Raw genomic sequence first — 23748 nt, 5'->3', positions numbered from 1 at the left:
GATTGGCGGCACCTTTGGCGCGCTGCTGCTCGGCGTGCTGATGGATCGCTTCAATCCCTATCGGGTGCTGGCGCTGAGCTACGGCCTGGGGGCGGTTTGTATCGTCATGATTGGCCTGAGCGAGAACGGCCTGTGGCTGATGGCGCTGGCGATTTTCGGCACCGGGATTGGCATCAGCGGCTCGCAGGTAGGGCTGAATGCGCTAACCGCTACGCTGTATCCCACCCAAAGCCGCGCGACCGGGGTGAGCTGGTCAAACGCGGTCGGCCGCTGCGGCGCCATCGTCGGCTCGCTCTCCGGCGGCGTGATGATGGCGATGAATTTCTCTTTTGACACCCTGTTTTTTGTTATCGCAGTACCGGCCGTCGTTAGCGCCGTGATGCTTGTCCTGCTGACGCTTGCCGTCCGCAACCCAACATCTGTACCTGCCGCGTTGCCTTCTGCTGGCATCGTGAATAAATAAGGAGAACGCTCATGACTCAATCTTCAATGGAAATCAATAAAGACCGTCAGCAGTACTATCAGCATATTTCCGGCCAAAATCTGACGCCGCTTTGGGAATCCCTGCACCACCTGGTGCCGAAAACGCCGAATGCCACCTGCGCCCCGGCCTACTGGAATTATCAGGAGATTCGTCCGCTGCTGATGAAAAGCGGCGAGCTGATTGGCGCGAAAGAGGCGATACGCCGCGTGCTGGTGCTGGAGAACCCGGCGCTGCGCGGACAGTCATCGATTACCTCCTCGCTGTACGCCGGTTTACAGCTGATCATGCCCGGCGAAGTGGCGCCGAGCCACCGTCATAACCAGTCGGCGCTGCGCTTTGTGGTTGAAGGTGAAGGGGCATTTACCGCCGTCGATGGCGAACGCACCGCCATGCGCGCCGGCGACTTTATTCTGACGCCGCAGTGGCGCTGGCACGATCACGGCAATCCCGGCAATGAGCCGGTGGTCTGGCTCGACGGCCTCGACCTGCCGCTGGTGAACTATCTGGGCTGCGGCTTCGCTGAGGATTACCCGGAAGATCAGCAGCCGGTGACCCGCAAAGAGGGAGACTACCTGCCGCGCTACGCCGCCAATATGCTGCCGCTGCGCCATCAGGTCGGTAACTCTTCGCCCATCTTTAACTATCGCTACGACCGCAGCCGCGAAGCGCTGCACGACCTGACGCGTATGGGCGATGCCGACGAGTGGGACGGCTATAAAATGCGCTACGTCAACCCGGTTACCGGCGGCTATCCGATGCCGTCGATGGGCGCCTTCCTGCAGCTGTTACCGAAAGGGTTTACCTCACGCGCGGCGAAAACCACCGACAGCACTATCTATCACGTGGTGGAAGGCAGCGGCCAGGTCACCATTGGCGAACAGACCTTCGCCTTCCAGGCAAAAGATATCTTCGTGGTGCCGACCTGGCATGCCGTCTCTTTTAACTCTGCCGAAGATACCGTGTTATTCAGCTTTTCGGACCGTCCCGTGCAGGAAGCGCTCGGCCTGTTCCGCGAAGCGCGTTATTAAAAATGAAGAATAAGGAATCCATCATGACTCAATACGTTTTTGCACCCCAGGCCCCGATTAGCGTTCCGGTTGTCGGCAGCGATGAGCAGTTCCCGGTGCGCCGCGTTTACTGCGTGGGCCGCAACTACGCCGCTCACGCGCGTGAAATGGGCTTTGACCCGGATCGCGAACCGCCGTTTTTCTTCTGTAAGCCAGCCGATGCGGTGGTGCCCGTCGCTGCGGGAGAGACGCTGGAGTTACCGTATCCGACGCAAACCGATAACTATCACTACGAAATTGAACTGGTGGTGGCGATTGGCAAGCGGGGAAGCGATATCCCGCTGGAGCAGGCCCATGAGTATATCTGGGGCTATGCCACGGGGCTGGATATGACCCGCCGCGATCGCCAGATGGAGATGCGCCAGATGGGCCGTCCGTGGGAGATTGGTAAAGCTTTTGACCTGTCCGCGCCGATTGCGCCGCTGCATAAAGCGGATACGGCGGACGTGAACCAGGCCGGAATTTGGCTGCAGGTAAACGGGGAAGATCATCAGCGCAGCGATATTCGTCACCTGATCTGGTCGGTCAATGAAACCATCAGCTATCTTTCCGGCTTCTTTGAGCTGCAGCCCGGCGATCTGATTTTCACCGGCACGCCGGAAGGCGTCGGCGCGGTGGTGAAAGGCGATGTCATCACCGGCAACGTAGATGGACTGACGCCAATCGCCGTGCGCGTGGTGTGAGGTGAATGATGAAGCTGTACAGTTTTTTCAATAGCTCAGCCTCCTACCGCGTGCGCATCGCGCTGGCGCTGAAAGGCATCGACTACCAGAGCGTGGGCGTCAATATCCGCATCGGTCAGCAGAACGCGCTGGAGTACCGGCGGCTGAATCCGGTTGGCCTGGTGCCAACGTTGATTACTGATGATGGTGAATCTCTCGGCCAGTCGCTGGCGATTGCCGACTGGCTGGATCGGCACTATCCGCAGCCGCTGCTGCTGCCCCAGGAGGACAGCGCGCGGATGCGGGTCCTGGAGATTGTTTACGCCATCGCCTGCGATATTCACCCAATAAACAACATGCGCGTTTTACGCTACCTCAGCGACGAACTGAAGGTGAGCGAAGAGGAGAAAAAGCGCTGGTATGCGCACTGGATCCAGCAGGGATTCAGCGCCGTCGAGCAGCTATTGCGCCACGCGAAATCCGGCGATTTTTGCGTGGGCGATGCGCCCACGCTGGCAGACTGCTGTCTGGTTCCGCAGTGGGCCAACGCGCTGAGAATGGGCTGCGATCTCAGCCACTATCCGCGCTGCCAGGCGGTCTATGACGTCTGCACCCGGCTACCGGCGTTTATCGCCGCCGCGCCGGAAAACCAACAAGATAAGATCCCGGCTTAGGAGGCAACATGGCAAAAGTGATGCGAGCAATTATTGTCGGCGGTGGTATTGGCGGAGCGGCCACGGCGCTCTCTCTGGCGCGCCAGGGCATCAAGGTGATGCTGCTGGAAAAGGCGCATGAAATCGGCGAAATCGGCGCGGGGATCCAGCTTGGCCCTAACGCGTTCTCGGCGCTGGACAGCCTCGGCGTCGGCGCAGTCGCCCGGCAGCGGGCGGTATTTACCGACCATATCACCATGATGGATGCGGTAAGCGGCGAAGAGGTGGTGCATATTGAGACCGGACAGGCGTTCCGCGACCATTTTGGCGGGCCGTATGCGGTGATCCACCGGGTAGACATCCACGCCACCGTCTGGGAGGCGGCGCAGAGTCATCCGGGCGTGGAGTACCGCACCTCGACCCAGGTGGCGGATATCCGCCAGACCGCCGACGACGTGACGGTTTTCGATGACAAAGGCAACAGCTGGACGGCGGATATCCTGATCGGCTGCGACGGCGTGAAGTCGGTGGTGCGTCAGAGCCTGCTGGGCGATACGCCGCGGGTAACCGGCCATGTAGTCTATCGCGCGGTGGTCGACGCCGCCGATATGCCGGACGATTTGCGCATTAACGCGCCGGTGCTGTGGGCGGGTCCGCACTGCCACCTGGTGCATTATCCGCTGCGCGGCGGCAAGCAGTACAATCTGGTGGTGACCTTCCACAGCCGGGAGAAAGAAGAGTGGGGCGTGCGCGACGGCAGTAAAGAAGAGGTGCTCTCCTACTTTAAAGGCATTCACCCGCGTCCCCGGCAGATGCTGGATAAGCCGACCTCCTGGCGGCGCTGGTCCACCGCCGACCGCGAGCCGGTAGAGAAATGGGGCAACGACCGCATCACGCTGGTTGGCGATGCCGCTCACCCGGTGGCGCAGTATATGGCCCAGGGGGCCTGTATGGCGCTGGAAGACGCGGTGACGCTGGGTAAAGCCCTGGCGCAGTGCGACGGCGACGCCGCCCGCGCTTTCGCGCTGTATGAGTCGGTACGTATTCCGCGTACCGCGCGGATCGTCTGGTCGACGCGTGAAATGGGGCGGGTCTATCACGCCGCCGGCGTTGAGCGCCAGGTACGCAACCTGCTGTGGAAAGGCAAGACCCAGAGCGAGTTTTATCGCGGCATCGAGTGGCTGTACGGCTGGAAAGAGGATAACTGCCTGGAACCACGTTAAGCGGCTGTGCATTTCCCGGGGCGCAGACAGAGGTGACCTTGTAGCCCGGCTAAGCGCAGCGCAAGCCGGGAAGCAGCAGCGCCGCTGCCGGGAAAACCGATCTTGGCCCCTTTCAACCCGCATCCAGAGGCGCTAACATAGCGCCTCTTTTTTCCGGGCAATGAAAAAACAATATGCGTGTATTACTGGCGCCGATGGAAGGCGTGCTCGATTCGCTGGTGCGCGAGCTGCTGACCGAAGTGAATGATTACGATCTCTGCATCACCGAATTTTTGCGCGTGGTGGATCAGCTCCTGCCGGTAAAATCGTTCTACAGACTGTGTCCGGAACTGCATAACAACAGCCTGACGCCGTCCGGCACCCGCGTGCGCGTACAGCTGCTCGGGCAGTATCCGCAGTGGCTGGCGGAAAACGCCGCTCGCGCGGTCGAGCTCGGTTCCTGGGGCGTTGACCTTAACTGCGGCTGCCCGTCAAAGCTGGTGAACGGCAGCGGCGGCGGGGCGACGCTGCTCAAAGATCCCGAGCTTATCTATCGCGGCGCCAAAGCGATGCGCGAGGCGGTTCCCGGCCATCTGCCGGTCACGGTAAAAGTTCGGCTTGGCTGGGACAGCGGCGAGCGGCGGTTTGAAATTGCCGATGCGGTCCAGCAGGCGGGCGCCAGCGAGCTGGTGGTTCACGGCCGCACCAAAGAGGATGGCTATAAAGCGGAGCGCATTGACTGGCAGGCTATTGGCGAAATCCGTCAGCGCCTGACTATCCCGGTGGTGGCCAACGGTGAAATCTGGGACTGGCAAAGCGCCCAGGATTGCCTGGCCGCGACCGGCTGCGATGCGGTGATGATTGGCCGCGGCGCGCTGAACGTTCCAAACCTGAGCCGGGTGATAAAATATAACGAACCGCGTATGCCCTGGCCGCAGGTGGTCGAACTGCTGCAAAAATACACCCGTCTGGAAAAGCAGGGCGACACCGGCCTTTATCACGTCGCGCGGATAAAACAGTGGCTGAGCTATTTGCGTAAAGAGTACCTCGAAGCGGCTGACCTGTTCAGCGCGGTACGCACCCTACAGGATTCAACCAGCATAGCGCGCACGATTAACGACTGGCGTAGCTAAACTATCTGACCGGCATCACATTTTTTAGCTTGTCCCATTGAGATTACCCGGCGGACAGTGAAATACTCACTACCGATTGTTACTGCTCCGGCAGGCAAAACCTGATTTCCTGGCATCCGTCGGGGTCAGGTTTTTTTGTTTTTGGGGTTCATATGCAAATCGCCAAAGTACTTAATAATAATGTAGTGGTGGTTGTTGATGAGCAGCAGCGCGAACAGGTGGTCATGGGCCGAGGACTTGCCTTTCAGAAACGCGTTGGTGACTCTCTTGATGAAAGTAAAATTGAAAAGGTCTTCGCGCTGCAGAGCGATGAACTGGTTGGCCGTTTAGGTGAATTACTCAGTCAGATACCATTAGAAGTGATGACGACCTGCGATCGGATCATCGATCTGGCGCGCGGTCGTCTCGGTAAGTTACAGGATAGTTTGTACATTACCCTGACCGATCACTGCCACTTTGCGATTGAGCGGCAGAAGAAGGGCATCGCTATTCGTAATGTGCTGCTGTGGGAAATAAAGCGGCTGTATCCGAAGGAATTTGAGTTAGGGCAGGAAGCGCGGGCGATTATCGCCAAACGGCTCGGGGTTGAACTGGCCGAAGATGAAGCGGGTTTTATCGCCCTGCATCTGGTCACGGCGCAGCTCAACAGCGAAATGCCGGAAGTAATGCACGTCACCCGGGTCATGCAGGAGATCCTGCAGCTGGTGAAGTATCAGCTGACGCTGAACTACGATGAAGAGTCGCTGAGCTACCAGCGCTTTGTCACCCATCTCAAGTTTTTCGCCCAGCGCATGCTGACGCGAACGGTGGTCGAAGATGATGATGTGACGCTGCACAGCGCGGTAAAGGATAACTACCCTAAAGCGTGGAAGTGTGCGGAAACCGTCGCCCGGCACCTGCAAAAGAGCTACCAGCGGCCGCTGACGACGGAAGAAATTATGTTTCTCGCCATTCATATTGAGCGGGTGAGAAAAGAGGGACGCTAAGCGCCGATCGGGCCTGGCGCATAGCTCCCGCGCTACAACTGGATTGTTACTGCATTACGCAGGCAAAACCTGAGCGCAACGCCTACACGGCGTTGTTCTCGGGTTTTTTTTTATTTTTAATACTCAGTTAACGATGCCTGCGGGCAGCGGAAGTAAGGAAAAACAGCATGGAATATAAAGCACTCGCGCAGGATATTCTCAGCCGGGTTGGTGGCAAAGAGAATATTGTGAGTCTGGTTCACTGCGCAACGCGGCTGCGTTTTAAGCTCAAAGATAGCAAGAAGGCGGATGCCGAAGGACTGAAGGCGAATCCTGGCGTCATCATGGTGGTGGAAAGCGGCGGCCAGTTTCAGGTGGTCATCGGTAACCACGTGCACGATGTCTGGCTGGCGGTGCGCAGCGAAGCCGGACTGACGGATGACAGCGAGCCGGTGGCGGTGAAAGGCGAAAAAGTGTCGATTATCGGCCAGCTTATCGACGTGGTTTCCGGTATTTTCACCCCGTTTATCGGCGTCCTGGCGGCCTCGGGGATCCTCAAAGGGCTGCTGGCGCTGGCGGTGGTTTGCGGCTGGTTAACGACGCAGCAGGCAACCTACAAAATCTGGTTTGCCGCCAGCGATGCGCTGTTCTTCTTTTTCCCGCTGTTTCTCGGCTATACCGCCGGTAAGAAATTTGGCGGCAACGCCTTTATTACCATGGTGATCGGCGGCGCGTTAACCCACCCGCTGATGATTCAATCTTTTGAAGCCAGTATGGCGCCTGACGCCGCGGCGGAGTATTTCCTTGGGATTCCGGTGACCTTTATCAATTACAGTTCATCGGTCATCCCGATTATCCTCGCCTCGTGGGTGAGCTGCTGGATTGAGCGGCGCAGCAACGCGATACTGCCCTCGTCGATGAAGAACTTCTTTACCCCGGCGATTTGCCTGGCCGTGGTCGTCCCGCTCACGTTTCTGATTATCGGCCCGGTTGCGACCTGGCTGAGCCAGCAGCTGGCCAACGGCTATCAGCTTATCTATCAGGTTGCGCCCTGGCTTGCCGGCGCGGCGATGGGGGCGCTGTGGCAGGTGTGCGTCATCTTTGGGCTGCACTGGGGCCTGATACCGTTAATGATTAACAACCTTGCCGTGCTTGGCCATGATTCGATGATGCCGATGCTGCTGCCGGCGGTGATGGGGCAGGTTGGCGCCGCGCTGGGGATTTTCCTGCGCACCCGCGATGCGCGGCAAAAAGTGCTGGCGGGCTCGGCGGTATCCGCGGGGATCTTCGGCGTGACCGAGCCGGCGATTTATGGGCTGAATCTGCCGCTCCGCCGTCCGTTTATCTTCGGCTGCGTCGCTGGCGCCATCGGCGGCGCGATTGTCGGCTTTAGCGACAGCCACGTCTATTCTTTCGGTTTCGGTAATATTTTCACCCTGGCGCAGATGATCCCGCCGCAGGGCATTGACGCCACGGTGTGGGGCGGCGCGCTGGGGACGGTTGCCGCTTTAATTATCGCCTGCGCGCTCACGTTAGTCGCCGGGCTGCCGCGCAGCACCGCTGAACAGGCGGCCGTTGTGGTGGCTCCGGCCTCGGAAAACGACATCCTGGCGCCGATGACCGGCAGCGTACTGGCGTTGGATCAGGTTCCCGATAGCACCTTCGCCAGCGGTTTACTTGGCCAGGGCGTGGCGATTATCCCCTCAGTGGGCAAAGTTATTGCGCCGTTCTCGGGCGAGGTCGCCTCGATTTTTCAGACGAAACATGCCATCGGTCTGCTGAGCGATAGCGGAATCGAGCTGCTCATCCACGTGGGCATCGACACCGTCAAGCTCGATGGCGCACCGTTCACCGCCCACGTTAAAGAGGGCGACAAAATCAAAGCGGGCGATCTGCTGCTGGAGTTTGACCGTCAGGCGATTCTGAACGCCGGTTACGATCTGGCGACGCCCATTATTATCAGCAACAGCGACGATTTTCGTGCTCTCGACATCGTATCCGCCAGCGCGGTGGATGCCGGTCAGCCGCTGTTGTCCGTAAGCCGTTAATCACAGGAGAGAGATGAATGAAGACATTCCCACAGGCGTTTTTATGGGGCGGCGCGACCGCGGCAAACCAGGTTGAAGGCGCTTATCTGGAAGACGGGAAGGGATTAACCACTTCTGACGTCCAGCCGCGCGGCGTATTTGGCGACGTCGTAGAACGCGTGCCTGGCGATAGCGGTATAAAAGATGTTGCTATCGATTTTTACCATCGTTATCCGGAGGATATCAGCCTCTTTGCCGAGATGGGCTTTAACTGCCTGCGCGTATCCATTGCCTGGGCGCGTATTTTCCCTGAGGGCGATGAGGCGCAGCCAAACGAAGCCGGGCTGGCCTTTTACGATAAGCTGTTTGATGAAATGGCGAAGCACAATATTACTCCGCTGGTGACCCTGTCCCACTATGAGATGCCGTGGGCGCTGGTGAAAAACTACGGCGGCTGGGGCAATCGCAAAGTCATTGGCTTCTTCGAACGCTACGCCCGTACGGTGTTTGCGCGCTACCAGGCGAAGGTCAAACTGTGGCTGACCTTTAATGAAATCAATATGTCCCTGCACGCGCCGATGACCGGCGTCGGTCTGCCGGCCGACAGCAGCAAAGCTGAAGTCTACCAGGCCATTCATCATCAGCTGGTGGCGAGCGCGCTGGCGGCTAAGGCCTGCCATGACATCGTGCCTGAGGGCAAAATCGGCAACATGCTGCTCGGCGGCCTGATGTATCCGCTGAGCTGCAAACCGGACGATATTTTTGAAACCCTGCAGCAGAACCGCAGCTGGCAGTTCTTTGGCGATGTCCAGTGCCGCGGCGCTTACCCGGGCTATATGCTGCGCTATTTCCGCGACAACGGCATTAGCCTTGAGATCGCCGATGCCGATCGCGAAGCCCTGAAAGAGACCGTCGATTTTATCTCCTTCAGCTACTACATGACCGGCTGCGTGACCGCCGACGAAGAGCTGAACAAAAAATCGCGCGGCAATATTCTCAGCATGGTGCCGAACCCGCACCTGGCAAGCTCGGAGTGGGGCTGGCAGATTGACCCCCTTGGCCTGCGCACGCTGCTGAACGTGCTGTGGGATCGCTATCAGAAGCCGCTGTTTATCGTGGAAAACGGCCTGGGCGCAAAGGATAAGGTGGAAGCCGACGGCAGCATCAACGACGATTACCGGATCAGCTACCTTAACGACCATCTGGTGCAGGCTCGTGAGGCAATAGAGGACGGCGTTGAGCTGATGGGCTACACCAGCTGGGGGCCTATCGACCTGGTGAGCGCGTCGAAGGCGGAGATGTCCAAACGCTATGGCTTTATCTACGTCGATCGCGACGATGAAGGCAACGGCACCCTGGCGCGCAGCCGCAAGAAGAGCTTCTGGTGGTATAAAGAGGTAATCGCCACCAACGGCGGCAGCTTAAAAGAGTAATGCCCTGAGCACGAAGCTAACATCAGCCTTATGGCCCGGATAACTTCCGGGCCTTTTTGCCTATTACGCCGGCTTGCGCGCGCGCAGGAGAAAAATCATCGGCCGCTCTTTTTCTTCATCCAGCGCCGGCTGAGCGGCAATCTGCTCCGCCGTCGGTCCCCACTCATCCAGATGATCGATGATAAAACCGGCGGCGATCAGCTGGTTTATCCAGCTGGAAAGCTTGCGGTGCTGCTTTTTCACCCCGTCGGCAAACCAGTTGCTGATGCGCTCGCCCTCCTGCTGGTAGTGGCTCACCGGCCAACTTTTCTGCCCGTTCTCATCCACCTGCCAGCCCTGACGCGGCGGGGCGGTATAGATGGGATGCTCGGCGGAGAACAGCAGCGTACCGCCGGGCGTTAGCGCCCGGTAAACGGTGGCGAACAGCGGCGCCACGTCGGGCAGATAGTGCAGCGCCAGCGAGCTATAGACCAGCTCGCAGCTATCGGCGGGCAGGGTAAGCGTCTGAAGATCTTCGCAGCGATAGCGGATACCTTCGCCCTCCGTCATTTCGCGGGCGCGCTCCAGCATTCGACTGGAGAGATCCAGCCCGTCCACCTGCGCGGCGCCCCGATCGCGGGCCCAGCGGCAAAACCAGCCGTAGCCGCAGCCAAGATCGACGACCCGTAAACCGGATAATGGCGGAAGCATTTGCTGAAGGGTCGGCCACTCGGGCGCGCCTTCCAGCCCTTTGACTGAACGGTCGAGGGTGGCGTATCCGGCAAAAAAAGCGGGATCGTCATAGATGTTCTGACTCATTGTCACTCCATGAGAAGTTTATTTTTAGTCTGCTAATAGTTACGGCACACGCTTTACTAAACGGCTAGGATGCAAGTAGCTTAATATACCCGACCTTATTTAATCATCTGACCGATTTCATGAACCTGACTTTGAGCATACGCGCGTTGGCTGGCCTGCCACTGGTTATCGCGCTGGCGGGCTGCGCGCCATCGCACGATACTGGCAAGCCGCTCCAGCAGCAAACCCCGGCATCCCACGTCGCAACGGAACTGCCCGCCGCCGTGAAAAACGGCTGGCCGCAGAGCAACTGGTGGCAGGATTACCATGACCCTCAGCTCAATAGCCTGATTCAGCGTGCCTTAGCCAATGCGCCGGACATGCAGATTGCCGAACAGCGCATCAGGCTGGCGGAAGCGCAGGCGCGGATGTCGCAATCCAGCCTGGGGCCGAACCTGGATTTTTCCGCCGATATTGAACGGCAGAAAATGTCCTCCGAGGGGCTGATGGGGCCGTTTGCCACCGATACCGACGGCAATACCGGGCCGTGGTACACCAACGGCACCTTCGGACTGACCGCCGGATGGGATCTGGATCTGTGGGGTAAAAACCGCGCGCTACTTAAAGCGCGCATCGGTGAAGTCAAAGCCCAGGTCGCCGAAGAAGCCCAGACCCGCGAACTGCTGGCCGGCAGCGTCGCCCGCCTTTACTGGCAGTGGCAGACCGAAGCGGCCATTAAAAACGTGCTGACGCAGGTGAAGCGCGAACAGAATAATGTCGTTACCGTGGATACTGCGCTGTATCAACGCGGGATCACCAACTCGGCCGAAGGGGCCGAGAACGATATTAACGTCAGTAAAACCGATCAGCAGCTCGCCGACGTGGCGGGCAATATGAAGGAGATTGAAGCGCGGCTGATGGCGCTGACCAACAGCCAGAGCCAGGCGCTGAATCTTCATCCGGCGGATTTACCCGCCGTCAGCGCGCAAATGCCCAACCAGCTGGGCTATGAGCTGCTGGCGCGACGCCCGGACCTGCAGGTCGCCCACTGGTATATCGAGGCTTCATTAAGCGAAGTTGATGCCGCGAAAGCCGCGTTTTATCCGGATATCAACCTGATGGCCTTCCTGCAGCAGGATGCCCTGCATCTCAGCGATCTGTTCCGCCACTCTGCCCAGCAGATGGGCGTCACCGCCGGGCTGACCCTGCCGATCTTTGATAGCGGCCGCCTGAACGCGAATCTGGATATCGCCAGCGCGCAAAATGCCCTGTCGATAGCGAAGTACAACAAAGCGGTGGTCGATGCGGTTAATCAGGTGGCGAAAACCGCCAGCCAGATGGAAACGCTGATGGCGAAAAATCAGCAGCAGCGGCAGGTTGAAAAAGATGCTCAGCGGATGGTCGCGCTGGCGCAGGCGCGGATGAACGCCGGGATTATTTCCGGCTCGCGCGTCAGCCTGGCGAAGCTGCCGGCGCTGCAGGAGCGCGTCACCGCGCTGCGCCTGCACGGCCAGTGGCTTGATGCCAGCATCCAGCTGACCTCCGCGCTGGGCGGCGGGTATCATCAGGCGGCGAAGTAGTTCTGTTTCCCCGGCTCGCGCTGCGCTTAGCCGGGCTACAGGCCCATGCGATCTGTGGGGTTGTCGCCCGGATAAGGCGTTTACGCCGCCATCCGGGAACTCTCGTCACTCTTTCTTCTTTGCCTCGCGGCGCTTTAGCCACCAGTGCGCCGCAACCACCAGCACCACCGCCAGAATCAGCCAGATCCAGTGCTTCAGATGCGCATCCAGATGATGCAGCCACGGGCCAATCGCTTCCCCGCCGAGATAGCCGAGCGTGGTAAAAATTAACGCCCAGATAATCGCGCCGACAATATTCAGCGGCAGAAACACCTTCGGCGGCAGGCGGCTGGCGCCAATCAGCAGCGGGCCGATAACCCGAAAGCCGTACATAAAGCGGGTGCCGATGACAAACAGGTAGGGGCGACGCTGGATCATCCGCTGGGCCTTTTGGATCCGCTTTTTCTGGCGTGCGAATCGCCGCAGAATCCGTCCGCCAAAGCGCCTGCCGAGTAAATAAAGCAGCTGATCGCCAATCATCCCCCCCAGGGCGACCGAGATAACCACCAGCCAGAACTTCAATAATCCCTGATGTGCCGCCACGCCGCCGAGCAGCGTGATGGTTTCGCCTTCCGCCACGCTGCCAATGACCAGCGCCGCGTAGCCGTACTGGGAAATCAGGTTATTGATATCCATATAAAGATTAACTCCATAAAACGTCAGTCCCTTAATCATACACCCTGATGATAAAAATGCGGGGGAAGCGCATTTTTCTCGCTGTACACAAAATAATCTATAAGGTGAATTATACTTGGATCAGTGCTGTACCACGCCGTGACAAGGGGGACGCTATGAACCATGTCTGGGGGCTCTTCTCTCATCCTAATCAAGAGATGAGCGTTATTAAAAGCGAAAACGAAACCGTTTCGCATCACTATACGCACCATGTGCTGGTCATGGCGGCGGTTCCGGTTATCTGCGCCTTTATTGGCACCACGCAGCTGGGCTGGAACTTCGGCGACGGCACGGTGGTAAAACTGTCGCTGATGACCGGGCTGGCCCTGGCGGTGCTGTTTTACGCCGTGATGCTCGCCGGGGTTGCGGTGATGGGGCGGGTTATCTGGTGGATGGCACGAAGCTATCCGCAGCGGCCTTCCCTTAAGCGCTGTATGGTTTTCGCCGGCTATGTCGCCACGCCGCTTTTCCTCAGCGGGCTCGTGGCGCTCTATCCGCTGGTGTGGCTGTGCGCGCTGGTCGGGACCGTCGCGCTGCTTTACACCGGCTATCTGCTGTATCTCGGTATTCCCACGTTCCTGGGGATCAACAAAGAAGAGGGGTTGAGCTTCGCCAGCTCGACTCTGGCGATAGGGGTGCTGGTGCTGGAAGTGCTGTTGGCGATTACCGTTATTCTCTGGGGATACGGATATAGGCTCTTCTGATTTAACTCATTGCCGGCATAAATAGATTTTTATGTCGGCAATGCAGCATTTGTTCACGATTCTTATTAGCCAGCTCGCGTTCTGACAAGGTATGATGATTTTTGCCAGCGGCGTCATCACCCCAGCGCCGCGGCGTACGTTCATAACGTGCAAAAATACTTTTCAGAATGTTCACGATGACCAAATTTCGAGTTTCTTTGCTCAGCCTGACGTTGCTGCTGGCTGTGCCTTTTGCGCCCCAGGCGTTGGCTAAAACCTCCACGGCGGTGACCGCCTCCCAGCCGGATATCGCTTCCGGCAGTGCGATGATCGTCGACCTTGCCAGCAAAAAAATCATCTATGCCAGCCAGCCGGACCTGGTTCGCCCGATGGCGTCGATCACCAAGGTGATGACCGCGATGGTGGTGCTTGATGCCCATCTGCCGCTGGATGAGATGCTGACCGTTGATATCAGCCAGACGCCTGAAATGAAAGGGATCTATTCACGGGTGCGTCTGAACAGCCAAATCAGCCGCCGCAATATGCTGCTGCTGGCGCTGATGTCGTCGGAAAACCGCGCCGCCGCCAGCCTGGCGCACCATTATCCGGGCGGCTATGACGCCTTTATCCGCGCGATGAACGCCAAGGCGCAGGCGCTGGGGATGACCCGCACCCGCTACGTTGAGCCCACCGGTCTGTCGATTCATAACGTCTCTACCGCCCGCGATCTGACTAAGCTGCTGATCGCCAGCGAGCAGTATCCGCTGATTGGCCAGCTGAGCACCACCAAAGAAGATATGGCGACATTCGCCCATCCGGCCTATACGCTGCCGTTCCGCAATACTAACCATCTGGTCTACCGCGATAACTGGAATATTCAGCTGACCAAAACCGGCTTTACTAACGCGGCGGGCCACTGCCTGATTATGCGTACGGTGATTAATCAGCGCCCGGTGGCGCTGGTGGTGATGGATGCGTTTGGCAAATATACCCACTTCGCCGATGCCAGCCGCCTGAGAACGTGGATTGAAACGGGAAAAGTGATGCCGGTTCCGGCTTCCGCGCTCAGCTATAAAAAGCAGCGTGAAGCGCAGATGGCCGATGCGATGCTGAAAGGCGGCGCGCAGACCGCGCAGAACGATTAACCCCCATTTCCCCGGATTACGGCGTAAACGCCTTATCCGGGCTACCGAACCGCGCTGTACCGTAGCCCGGCTAAGCGCAGCGCGAGCCGGGGGGTTACTCCGGCAGCGTCCAGTCGCCATCGCCGAGCGGGCGTTGCATAATCAAGGTATCCCGCCAGTCGCCCATCTTATAGCCGACGCTGCGCAGCTGACCCGCCACGCTAAAACCGAACTTTTTATGAATCGCAATCGACCCGGCGTTACTGTGGCCATCGCCGATAATCGCCAGCATTTGTCGCCACGGTCCCTGTTCGCATTTCTCAATTAACCGCGAGAGCAGGGCGCTGCCGATACCGCGTCCCCCCATTCCCGCCTCAACGTAAATCGACTCTTCCAGGGTGTAGCGGTAGGCCGGACGCGGGCGGTAAAAGGTGGCGTAGCAGTAGCCGACGATGGTGCCGCGCCACAGGGCAACCAGCCACGGCAGCCCGCTATCGCGCACGGTTTTGATTCGCTTGCGCATCTCATCCACGGTTGGCGGGATCTCTTCAAAAGAGGCGCGTCCATTGAGCACGTGCCAGACGTACAGCGCGGCGATAGCGTGGGCGTCATCGGGCAGCGCTTCGCGGATCTCTAAGTCAGCGTCGTATAGCTTATCCACTGCGGACATGATGGATTAATTCCTTAAACGGGTTTGCCGGAGAGGAAATTTCTCCGGCGTGCAGCGTAATACAGAAGCCCCGCGGCTGAACAGTCCCCCGTGCGGATTATTGCGGTTCGGTCGCGCTCGTCGGTTTATCCTGCGCTTCTCCCCAGTATTTTTGCTTACTGGTTTTGCCAATCCCCGGGTTCATGCTGTTGGTGGGATCGTTTTCGCGATAGAAGCGTTTTAAGCTTTCCGGCGCTTCATACAGATGGCCGACGTTATGCTCGGCCGGATATTGGGCGCCCCGCTCCTTCAGCAGCACCAGCATTTTCTCTTTCAGTTCGTGGGCATCGACGCCTTTTTTCACGATGTAATCCTGATGGAAAACGTGGCACATAAAGTGGCCGTAATAGAGCTTATGCACCAGCTGGCTATCGATATCGGCGGGAAGATGCTCAAACCATTCGGTGTCGTTACGGCGCAGGGCGATGTCCAGCGCCAGAATATCTTCCACCTCATCGGCGTGAACCGCCTGGTAGCGGATCGCCGCACCCGCGGCGGCAAAGCGGTGCAGGAAGGCTTTGCTGCCTTCTTCTGCGGTGCAGACGAAGAAATCCCCTTCGGCATTCTGGAAATATTCCCCGAGCCAGGCCTGAGCCTCTTCGATGCCGTCGCCCGCCATTTTCAGCAGCAGATGGTGTTCGTATTTATCGCGCCAGGTTTTCATTCGCTCCGGCAGATGCGACGGGAAGACGTGACCCAGCTTTTGCATAAAGCGGTCGGTGAAGTGCGGCTTAAACAGCGACACTTTCTCCAGCATCGCGTCGGTGCGGCCCTTCATGGTAAAGAAGAACGGCATTTTATCGGTGCCGAGCTTGTCGATCATCAGGAAGGTGTCTTTCCCGTACTGCTCGGCGATGTCGTAAATATCGCGGTGCATATACTCGCCCGCCACCGGCAGATGGTTGAACTCGGCGAGAATATGGCGGCGAATTTCGGTCAGCACGTCCGGGCGGTTGGTACCGATGTAGAACACCTGCTGGCGTTTTTCCGCCGGGAAGGTATCGAGGCGCACGGCGAACACCGCCAGCTTGCCGGCGCAGCCCGAGGATTCAAACAGGCGGTCCGGGTCGGCGTTGTAGCGCGCCGGGGTATCGGCATTCACGTCGCGCACGCGGGTGACGTAATCATGATCGTGGGCGTGGCGACCGTCGTGGCGGACATCTTCATCTTTAACCCGTTCGTCGTCGAGGCGGCTGAGGATTTGCTCCGGCGTGGTGCCGAGGTCAATGCCGAGGTGGTTCACCAGCGTCAGCTTGCCGTTTTCATCAATTTGCGCGTACAGCGACATTTCGGTGTACGCCGGGCCGCGCTGTACCAGCGAGCCGCCGGAGTTGTTGCAGATCCCGCCGACCACCGATGCCCCGATACAGGATGAACCAATGACCGAGTGCGGTTCGCGACCCAGCGGCTTCAGCGCTTTTTCCAGCGAATAGAGCGTCGTGCCGGGATAAGCCAGCACCTGCTCGCCTTTATCCAGCAGATGCAGTTTATCCAGGCGCAGGGTGCTGATAATGACGATATCGCGGTCATAATCGTTACCGTTCGGCGTTGAGCCTTCGGTCAGGCCGGTGTTGGCCGCCTGCATCAGAATGATTTTATCGGCGTTGACGCAGGCGTTCAGCACGCGCCACAGCTCCAGCAGGGTACCGGGAAAGACCACCGCCAGCGCGTCGCCCTGGCCGGAGCGAAAGCCTTTACGGTAGCGCTGGGTTTTAGCCGGGTCGGTGAGCAGATGGGACGAGCCGACCAGACGGGCGAGTTCAGCCAGAAAAGCGTTGTTATAGGTTGTTGCAGATGACATGTTCCACTCCTTGTGGTGGTACAAAATTATCAAAAATAAGAATAGCGCTTTGTATGACAATTTGATGCATCAATGTTTCGAAAAATCAGAGAACAACGCGCGCTTTATTCAGGCGTCTCGTTTATGTTTATGGCAGACTTCGATTTTTGCTATCTTTTCGCCGATCTGGTCGACTGGAACAATGAGGGATAAAAATGAAATGGCTTTGTACTGTAGGCGTCGCTGTGAGCCTGGCGCTGCAACCGGCGCTGGCGGATGAATTGTTCGGCAATCATCCCCTAACGCCGCAGGCGCGGGATGCGTTTGTGACGGAACTGCTGACGAAAATGACGGTGGATGAAAAAATCGGTCAGCTGCGCTTAATTAGCGTCGGCCCGGATAACCCGAAAGAGGCCATCCGCGAGATGATCAAAGAAGGCCAGGTGGGGGCGATTTTTAACACCGTGACCCGCCACGATATCCGCATTATGCAGGATCAGGTGATGGAACTCAGCCGCCTGAAAATCCCGCTCTTTTTCGCCTATGACGTGCTCCACGGCCAGCGTACCGTCTTTCCGATTAGCCTTGGCCTGGCCTCCTCTTTTAACCTCGACGCGGTGAACACCGTCGGGCGGGTGTCGGCTTACGAAGCGGCCGATGATGGCCTGAACATGACCTGGGCGCCGATGGTCGACGTCTCCCGCGACCCTCGCTGGGGCCGCGCTTCGGAAGGGTTCGGGGAAGATACCTACCTGACCACCGAGATGGGCAGGGCGATGGTGGCGTCGATGCAGGGGAAAAGCCCGGCGGATCGCTATTCGGTGATGACCAGCGTCAAGCACTTTGCCGCCTACGGCGCGGTCGAGGGCGGAAAAGAGTACAACACCGTTGATATGAGCCCGCAGCGCCTGTTCAACGACTATATGCCGCCCTACAAAGCGGGGCTGGATGCGGGCAGCGGCGCGGTTATGGTGGCGCTCAACTCGCTCAACGGTACCCCGGCGACCTCCGACGCTTGGCTGCTTAAGGACGTGCTGCGCGACCAGTGGGGCTTTAAAGGCATCACCGTCTCCGACCATGGCGCTATCAAAGAGCTGATCAAACACGGCGTGGCGTCGGACCCGGAAGACGCGGTGCGCGTGGCGCTGAAGTCCGGCATCAATATGAGCATGAGCGACGAGTACTACAGCAAGTATCTGCCGGGACTGGTGAAGTCCGGTAAGGTGACGATGGCGGAGCTGGATGACGCGACCCGCCACGTGCTGAACGTGAAATATGATATGGGCCTGTTTAACGACCCGTATAGCCACCTGGGGCCGAAAGATTCCGATCCGCAGGATACCAACGCCGAAAGCCGCCTGCATCGCAAAGAAGCGCGCGAAGTGGCGCGCGAAAGCCTGGTGCTGCTGAAAAACCGCCTCGATACGCTGCCGTTGAAAAAATCGGGCACTATCGCGGTAATCGGCGCGCTGGCCGACAGCAAGCGCGACATGATGGGCAGCTGGTCGGCGGCGGGCGTGGCCGATCAGTCGGTCACCGTGCTGACCGGTTTGCAGAACGCGCTGGGCGACAAAGGCAAGATTATCTATGCCAAAGGCGCTAACGTCACTGACGATAAAGGCATCGTCGACTTCCTCAATCTGTACGAGAAAGCGGTGCAGGTTGACTCGCGCTCGCCGCAGGAGATGATTGACGAAGCCGTGGCGGCGGCGAAGCAGTCCGACGTGGTAGTTGCCGTGGTGGGCGAGGCGCAGGGCATGGCCCACGAAGCCTCCAGCCGCACCGACATCACCCTGCCGCCGAGCCAGCGCGCCCTGATTAGCGCGCTGAAAGCGACCGGTAAACCGCTGGTGCTGGTGCTGATGAACGGTCGCCCGCTGGCGCTGGTGAAAGAGGATCAGCAGGCTGATGCGATCCTCGAAACCTGGTTTGCCGGTACCGAAGGCGGCAACGCCATTGCCGATGTGCTGTTCGGCGACTACAACCCGTCTGGCAAGCTGCCCATGTCCTTCCCGCGCTCGGTGGGGCAGATCCCGACCTACTACAGCCATCTCAACACCGGTCGCCCGTACAATGCGGATAAGCCGAACAAGTACACCTCGCGCTACTTTGATGAAGCCAACGGCCCGCTCTATCCGTTTGGCTACGGCCTGAGCTACACCACCTTTAGCGTTTCCGACGTAAAAATGTCGGCGCCGATCCTGCAGCGCGACGGCAGCGTGACCGCCAGCGTGCAGGTAACCAATACCGGCAAGCGCGAAGGGGCGACGGTGATTCAGCTTTATCTGCAGGACGTTACCGCCTCCATGAGCCGTCCGGTGAAAATGCTGCGCGGCTTTAAAAAGGTGACCCTCAAGCCGGGTGAGACGCAAACCGTCAGCTTCCCGATTGACGTTGAAGCGCTGAAGTTCTGGAACCAGCAGATGAAGTACGACGCCGAGCCGGGTAAATTCAACGTCTTTATCGGCGTCGACTCCGCCCGCGTGAAGCAGAGCGAGTTTGAACTGCTGTAATGGTGATTTGTCGCCCGGGTGAGGCTGCGGCCGCCACCCGGGAACAGGCATTCCTTACCCCAAAGGCCGATTTATCGGCCTTTTCTTTTTCCGCTCCGCCCCAAATGAACTACGCTTTTTGCTTAAGCTCCTGTTAATGGAGCGCAAATTAAAGAGGGACGCGAGGATGATTAAGGCAAGAATGTGGTCCGGCACGCTGGCGCTGGCGGCCCTGATAAGCCTGCCGCTGCAGGCGGCGGAGCCGGTTAAGGTCGGCTCAAAAATTGACACCGAAGGGGCGCTGCTCGGCAATATTATTTTGCAGGTTCTGGAAAGCCATGGGGTGAAAACCGTCAATAAAATCCAGCTCGGCACCACCCCGGTGGTGCGCGGGGCGATAACCGCCGGTGAGCTGGACATTTACCCGGAATATACCGGCAACGGCGCGTTCTTCTTCAAAGAGGAGAACGACCCGGCGTGGAAAAACGCGCAGCAGGGATATGAAAAAGTTAAAAAGCTGGATGCGGAAAAGAATAAGCTCGTCTGGCTTACCCCGGCTCCGGCCAACAACACCTGGACTATCGCCGTCCGTCAGGATCTGGCGGAGAAAAACCACCTCGCCTCATTAAGCGACCTTGCCGGCTATCTGAAAAAGGGCGGTGACTTTAAGCTGGCCGCCTCGGCGGAATTTATTGAACGGCCGGACGCGCTGCCGGCGTTTGAAAAAGCCTACGACTTCACGCTCAAGCAAAATCAGCTGCTGTCGCTGGCGGGCGGCGATACGGCGGTCACCATCAAAGCGGCGGCGCAGCAAACCTCCGGCGTGAATGCGGCGATGGCCTACGGTACCGATGGCCCGGTCGCCGCGCTGGGTCTGCAAACCCTGAGCGACCCGAAGGGCGTGCAGCCGATTTATGCGCCCACGCCGGTCGTACGTGAAGCGGTGTTAAAAGCGTATCCGCAGATAGCCGACTGGCTACAGCCGGTCTTCGCCAGCCTGGATGAAAAGACGCTGCAAAAGCTGAACGCCAGTATTGCGGTTGAGGGCCTGGATGCGAAGAAAGTCGCCGCCGACTATCTGCAACAGAAAGGGCTGCTTAAGTAGGGCGCGCGTGACCACTCGTTGCTGTAACCGGGTTGCGCTGCTGCTGGCATTCCTCCTGCTGCTGGCGATGGCGCTGCCGTTTATCAACTATGCGCCTAACCGGCTGTTATCCGGCGAGGGGCGCTGGCTATGGCAGGTCTGGCCGTGGCTGGCGGGCGTACAGGGGGCGGCAGGGCTGCTGATAGCGCTGCTGAGCTGGCGTCCCGGGCGTCTCCCGCTGCTGGTTATCTTCCTGCTGGCGGATCTGCTGCTGCCTTTATTGCTATGGGGAGCCGGCAGTGCGGCGGTACAGCTGGCTCAGAGCGGTTCTCCGCTGGCCCGCACCTCGCCGGGAAGCGGCCTGTGGCTGGCGCTGGCCCTGTGCCTGCTTATCGCCAGCGATGCCGTTCGTCGCCTGACGACCCGAGCCCTGTGGCGCTGGCTGCTGAACGCGCAGGTCTGGCTGCTGCCCGCGCTGCTGCTGGGACTCGGCGCGCTCGATGGCCTCTCTTTGCTGAAAGAGTATTTCAATCGCCGCGAGGTGTTTGACGATGCGCTGTCCCAGCATGTGACGCTGCTGTTGGGGACCCTGCTGCCGGGGCTGCTGATTGGCTTGCCCGTTGGCGTCTGGCTCTGGCGCTACCCCCGCTGGCAATCGCCGGTTTTTGCCGTTCTCAACGTGATTCAGACCGTTCCCTCCGTCGCGCTTTTTGGCCTGCTTATTGCGCCGCTGGCCGGGCTGGCGCGCCAGTTTCCGTCGCTGGCGCAGCTCGGCGTTTCCGGCACCGGCATCACGCCGGCGCTGATTGCGCTGGTGCTGTATGCGCTATTGCCGCTGGTGCGCGGGGTGACGATCGGCCTTCAGCAGGTGCCGCGCGAAGCGCTGGAGAGCGCGACGGCGATGGGGATGAGCGGCGGGCAGCGCTTTCGTCAGGTACAGCTACCGCTGGCGTTGCCGGTGTTGTTGCGCAGCCTGCGGGTGGTCAGCGTACAAACCGTGGGTATGGCGGTGGTGGCGGCCCTGATTGGCGCGGGCGGCTTCGGCGCGCTGGTTTTCCAGGGGCTGCTCAGCAGCGCGCTGGACCTGGTGCTGCTGGGGGTTATCCCGACCATCGCGCTGGCGGTGGTGGTGGATGCGTTATTCGCGCTGTGGGGCGCATTACTGAAAGGAGAGGCCCGTGATTGAGTTCGACGGCGTCAATAAAGCCTTTGCCGGAGAGCCTGCGGTGAAAAACCTCAATCTGCATCTGCGCGAGGGGGCATTTTCGGTGCTGATTGGCACCTCCGGCTCGGGGAAGTCGACCACGCTGAAGATGATTAATCGCCTGGTGGAGCACGACAGCGGGACGATCCGTTTCGCCGGGCAGGATATTCGCCAGCAGCCGGTGCTCGAACTGCGCCGCAGGATGGGCTACGCCATCCAGTCCATCGGCCTGTTCCCCCACTGGACGGTGGCGCAGAACATTGCCACCGTCCCGCAGCTGCAAAAGTGGTCGCGGCAGAAGACCCAGGCGCGGGTCGATGAGCTGATGGCCTTGCTGGGGCTGGAGCCGGGCCTGCGCGAACGCTACCCGCATCAGCTTTCCGGCGGCCAGCAGCAGCGCGTCGGCGTGGCGCGCGCGCTGGCGGCCAACCCGGAAGTGCTGCTGATGGATGAACCCTTCGGCGCGCTCGATCCGGTGACGCGCGAAGCCTTGCAGCAGGAGATGATCCGCATTCATCGTCTGCTGGGACGCACTATTGTGCTGGTGACTCACGATATCGATGAGGCGCTGCGGCTGGCGGACCATCTGGTGTTGATGGACGGCGGCGAAGTGGTACAGCAGGGCGAGCCGTTGCAGATGCTGCTGGAGCCAAAAAATGCGTTTGTGGAGACGTTCTTTGGCCGTAGCGAACTGGGCGTGCGCCTGCTGTCGCTACGCGGCGTGAGTGATTATCTGCGCCGCGATGAGCGCCTGGCGGGGGACGCGTTGAACGTGACGATGACCCTGCGCGAGGCGCTGTCGCAGTTCGTTGCTCATCGCCGCGAGGTGCTGCCGGTGGTCGATGAGCAGGGAGAGGCCTGCGGGACGCTGCATTTTGCCGACCTGCTGCGCGAGGAGGCCCGGCGTGAAGGTGCTGCGTGATCCGCTGCTGTGGCTCAGCGCCATGTTTATCGCGCTGCTGCTGGCGTTGCCCTACAGCGCGCCGCTGTTCAGCGCGCTGTTTCCCGAACTGCCGCGTCCGGTTTATCAACAGGAGAGTTTTGTTTCTCTTACCCTGGCGCACTTTTGGCTGGTGGCGCTCTCCAGCCTCGCGGCTACGGTGGTGGGCGTCGTCGCCGGGATTGCGGTCACCCGTCCGGCGGGGCATGAGTTTCGCCCGCTGGTGGAGACGATTGCCGCAATGGGGCAGACGTTTCCGCCGGTCGCGGTGCTGGCGATTGCGGTTCCGGTGATGGGGTTTGGCTGGCAGCCCGCGCTTATTGCGCTGGTGCTGTACGGCATCTTACCGGTTTTGCAGGGCACGCTGGCCGGGATTGGGGCGGTACCGTCCGGTGTTTTAGCTATCGCTCAGGGAATGGGGATGACCGGCTGGCAGAGGCTGATAAAAGTTGAGCTGCCGCTGGCGGCGCCGGTGATGCTGGCCGGAATTCGTACCTCGACCATCGTCAATATCGGTACGGCGACCATTGCTTCAACCGTCGGCGCGAATACGCTCGGCACGCCGATTGTTATCGGCCTCAGCGGATTTAATACCGCTTATGTGATTCAGGGGGCGCTGCTGGTGGCGCTGGCGGCGATTATCGTCGACCGGGGGTTTGAACGGCTGAACCGGCGAATCAGCCGACACCACCGCGAACAATAAATGAATAACCGGCCAGCATCACGCCGCCGATGCCGCTGATGGCCATAAATAAGAACAGGGTAATCACCGCAATTTTCGCTGGCTTCATAATAGGCTCCTGATGTTAACGCAGGGATTATACGGTGAAGCGCAGGTGTTAATAAAACATTAATTGCTTTTTAGCTACGACAACCCCCCGGCTTGCGCTGCGCTTAGCCGGGCTACGGTTCATCACCGTCTGCGGGCCGGTAGCCCGGGTAAGGCGTTTACGCCGCAACCCGGGGAATGTGCCGCGATGTGGCATTGCTGCGGTTTCTACCCGCTTGCGCTGCGCTTAGCCGGGCTACGGTTCA

The 23748-nt window shown here is 59.3% G+C and carries 21 protein-coding genes and 1 pseudogene; 17 read left to right on the top strand and 5 right to left on the bottom strand.

What is annotated here, in order from left to right; genetic code table 11:
• The 9 genes and pseudogenes from FQK12_RS27765 to ascB form a co-directional block, all read left to right on the top strand.
• The coding region (locus FQK12_RS27765) for an MFS transporter (protein WP_261393148.1) at positions 1 to 463 on the top strand (463 nt) is incomplete at its 5' end.
• Positions 464 to 474: 11 nt separating this feature from the next.
• Entirely contained in the window at positions 475 to 1512 is a 1038-nt protein-coding gene (gene gtdA / locus FQK12_RS22995; protein WP_014230149.1) for a gentisate 1,2-dioxygenase, read from the top strand.
• 23 nt (positions 1513 to 1535) lie between these two features.
• Entirely contained in the window at positions 1536 to 2234 is a 699-nt protein-coding gene (locus tag FQK12_RS22990) for a fumarylacetoacetate hydrolase family protein (protein ID WP_014230148.1), read from the top strand.
• A gap of 8 nt (positions 2235 to 2242) precedes the next feature.
• Positions 2243 to 2887, top strand: a complete 645-nt coding sequence (gene maiA / locus FQK12_RS22985) for a maleylacetoacetate isomerase (protein WP_014230147.1) — start codon at positions 2243 to 2245, stop codon at positions 2885 to 2887.
• A gap of 8 nt (positions 2888 to 2895) precedes the next feature.
• Positions 2896 to 4089, top strand: coding sequence for a 3-hydroxybenzoate 6-monooxygenase (locus tag FQK12_RS22980; protein WP_014230146.1), 1194 nt, complete (start codon positions 2896 to 2898; stop codon positions 4087 to 4089).
• A gap of 173 nt (positions 4090 to 4262) precedes the next feature.
• On the top strand, positions 4263 to 5201 hold the full coding sequence (gene dusC, locus FQK12_RS22975) for a tRNA dihydrouridine(16) synthase DusC (protein WP_014230145.1): 939 nt from the start codon (positions 4263 to 4265) through the stop codon (positions 5199 to 5201).
• 152 nt (positions 5202 to 5353) lie between these two features.
• On the top strand, positions 5354 to 6187 hold the full coding sequence (bglG, locus tag FQK12_RS22970) for a transcriptional antiterminator BglG (RefSeq protein WP_014230144.1): 834 nt from the start codon (positions 5354 to 5356) through the stop codon (positions 6185 to 6187).
• A 53-nt stretch (positions 6188 to 6240) separates the two neighbouring features.
• A pseudogene (gene bglF / locus FQK12_RS22965) lies at positions 6241 to 8214 on the top strand (PTS beta-glucoside transporter subunit IIABC).
• Between the two features lie 17 nt (positions 8215 to 8231).
• Positions 8232 to 9626: a 6-phospho-beta-glucosidase gene (gene ascB / locus FQK12_RS22960; RefSeq protein WP_014230142.1), complete on the top strand. Its 1395-nt coding sequence runs from the start codon at positions 8232 to 8234 to the stop codon at positions 9624 to 9626.
• 63 nt (positions 9627 to 9689) lie between these two features.
• On the opposite strand, the gene FQK12_RS22955 is transcribed toward ascB, so the two are convergent.
• Positions 9690 to 10424, bottom strand: a complete 735-nt coding sequence (locus FQK12_RS22955; RefSeq protein WP_014230141.1) for a class I SAM-dependent methyltransferase — start codon at positions 10422 to 10424, stop codon at positions 9690 to 9692.
• A gap of 119 nt (positions 10425 to 10543) precedes the next feature.
• Here FQK12_RS22955 and mdtQ point away from each other — a divergent pair, with 119 nt between their 5' ends.
• Positions 10544 to 11983: a multidrug resistance outer membrane protein MdtQ gene (mdtQ, locus tag FQK12_RS22950; protein ID WP_038423082.1), complete on the top strand. Its 1440-nt coding sequence runs from the start codon at positions 10544 to 10546 to the stop codon at positions 11981 to 11983.
• A gap of 105 nt (positions 11984 to 12088) precedes the next feature.
• Here the strand turns inward: mdtQ and FQK12_RS22945 are convergent, their stop codons facing one another.
• Positions 12089 to 12658, bottom strand: a complete 570-nt coding sequence (locus FQK12_RS22945; RefSeq protein ID WP_014230139.1) for a DedA family protein — start codon at positions 12656 to 12658, stop codon at positions 12089 to 12091.
• 155 nt (positions 12659 to 12813) lie between these two features.
• On the opposite strand from FQK12_RS22945, the gene FQK12_RS22940 reads away from it, so the two are divergent.
• Together FQK12_RS22940 and pbpG are read left to right on the top strand one after the other, a co-directional pair.
• Entirely contained in the window at positions 12814 to 13401 is a 588-nt protein-coding gene (locus tag FQK12_RS22940) for a Yip1 family protein (RefSeq protein ID WP_004122818.1), read from the top strand.
• A gap of 176 nt (positions 13402 to 13577) precedes the next feature.
• Positions 13578 to 14525 carry a D-alanyl-D-alanine endopeptidase gene (gene pbpG / locus FQK12_RS22935; protein WP_014230138.1) on the top strand — a complete coding sequence of 316 codons (948 nt, stop codon included), beginning with the start codon at positions 13578 to 13580 and terminating at the stop codon, positions 14523 to 14525.
• 94 nt (positions 14526 to 14619) lie between these two features.
• On the opposite strand, the gene FQK12_RS22930 is transcribed toward pbpG, so the two are convergent.
• Together FQK12_RS22930 and dld are read right to left on the bottom strand one after the other, a co-directional pair.
• Positions 14620 to 15174 carry a GNAT family N-acetyltransferase gene (locus tag FQK12_RS22930; protein WP_014230137.1) on the bottom strand — a complete coding sequence of 185 codons (555 nt, stop codon included), beginning with the start codon at positions 15172 to 15174 and terminating at the stop codon, positions 14620 to 14622.
• Positions 15175 to 15271: 97 nt separating this feature from the next.
• Positions 15272 to 17014, bottom strand: a complete 1743-nt coding sequence (gene dld, locus FQK12_RS22925; protein WP_004852628.1) for a D-lactate dehydrogenase — start codon at positions 17012 to 17014, stop codon at positions 15272 to 15274.
• Positions 17015 to 17208: 194 nt separating this feature from the next.
• On the opposite strand from dld, the gene bglX reads away from it, so the two are divergent.
• The 5 genes from bglX to FQK12_RS22900 all read left to right on the top strand — a co-directional run bounded on the left by bglX (position 17209) and on the right by FQK12_RS22900 (position 23416).
• Complete coding sequence (gene bglX / locus FQK12_RS22920; protein WP_014230136.1) at positions 17209 to 19506, top strand: beta-glucosidase BglX; 2298 nt, start codon at positions 17209 to 17211, stop codon at positions 19504 to 19506.
• Between the two features lie 166 nt (positions 19507 to 19672).
• Entirely contained in the window at positions 19673 to 20590 is a 918-nt protein-coding gene (locus tag FQK12_RS22915) for an ABC transporter substrate-binding protein (protein ID WP_014230135.1), read from the top strand.
• 7 nt (positions 20591 to 20597) lie between these two features.
• Positions 20598 to 21755: an ABC transporter permease gene (locus FQK12_RS22910; RefSeq protein WP_014230134.1), complete on the top strand. Its 1158-nt coding sequence runs from the start codon at positions 20598 to 20600 to the stop codon at positions 21753 to 21755.
• Positions 21748 to 22695: an ABC transporter ATP-binding protein gene (locus FQK12_RS22905; RefSeq protein ID WP_014230133.1), complete on the top strand. Its 948-nt coding sequence runs from the start codon at positions 21748 to 21750 to the stop codon at positions 22693 to 22695. Before FQK12_RS22910 ends, FQK12_RS22905 begins: the two co-directional genes overlap by 8 nt.
• A complete protein-coding gene (locus FQK12_RS22900; protein WP_014230132.1) occupies positions 22679 to 23416 on the top strand; it encodes an ABC transporter permease in 738 nt (245 codons plus the stop codon). The genes FQK12_RS22905 and FQK12_RS22900 overlap by 17 nt, the downstream gene beginning before the upstream one ends.
• Here the strand turns inward: FQK12_RS22900 and FQK12_RS22895 are convergent.
• Positions 23391 to 23504 carry a protein YohO gene (locus FQK12_RS22895; RefSeq protein ID WP_004103838.1) on the bottom strand — a complete coding sequence of 38 codons (114 nt, stop codon included), beginning with the start codon at positions 23502 to 23504 and terminating at the stop codon, positions 23391 to 23393. The two genes, FQK12_RS22900 and FQK12_RS22895, sit on opposite strands and share 26 nt — an antisense overlap.
• Between the last annotated feature and the right edge of the window lie 244 nt (positions 23505 to 23748).

It is taken from the genome of Klebsiella sp. ME-303, assembly GCF_007910085.1.
Classification (GTDB): domain Bacteria; phylum Pseudomonadota; class Gammaproteobacteria; order Enterobacterales; family Enterobacteriaceae; genus Klebsiella; species Klebsiella michiganensis.
Note: the sequence above shows the minus strand (reverse complement) of the source record. Positions and strands in the feature narration are given on the sequence as shown.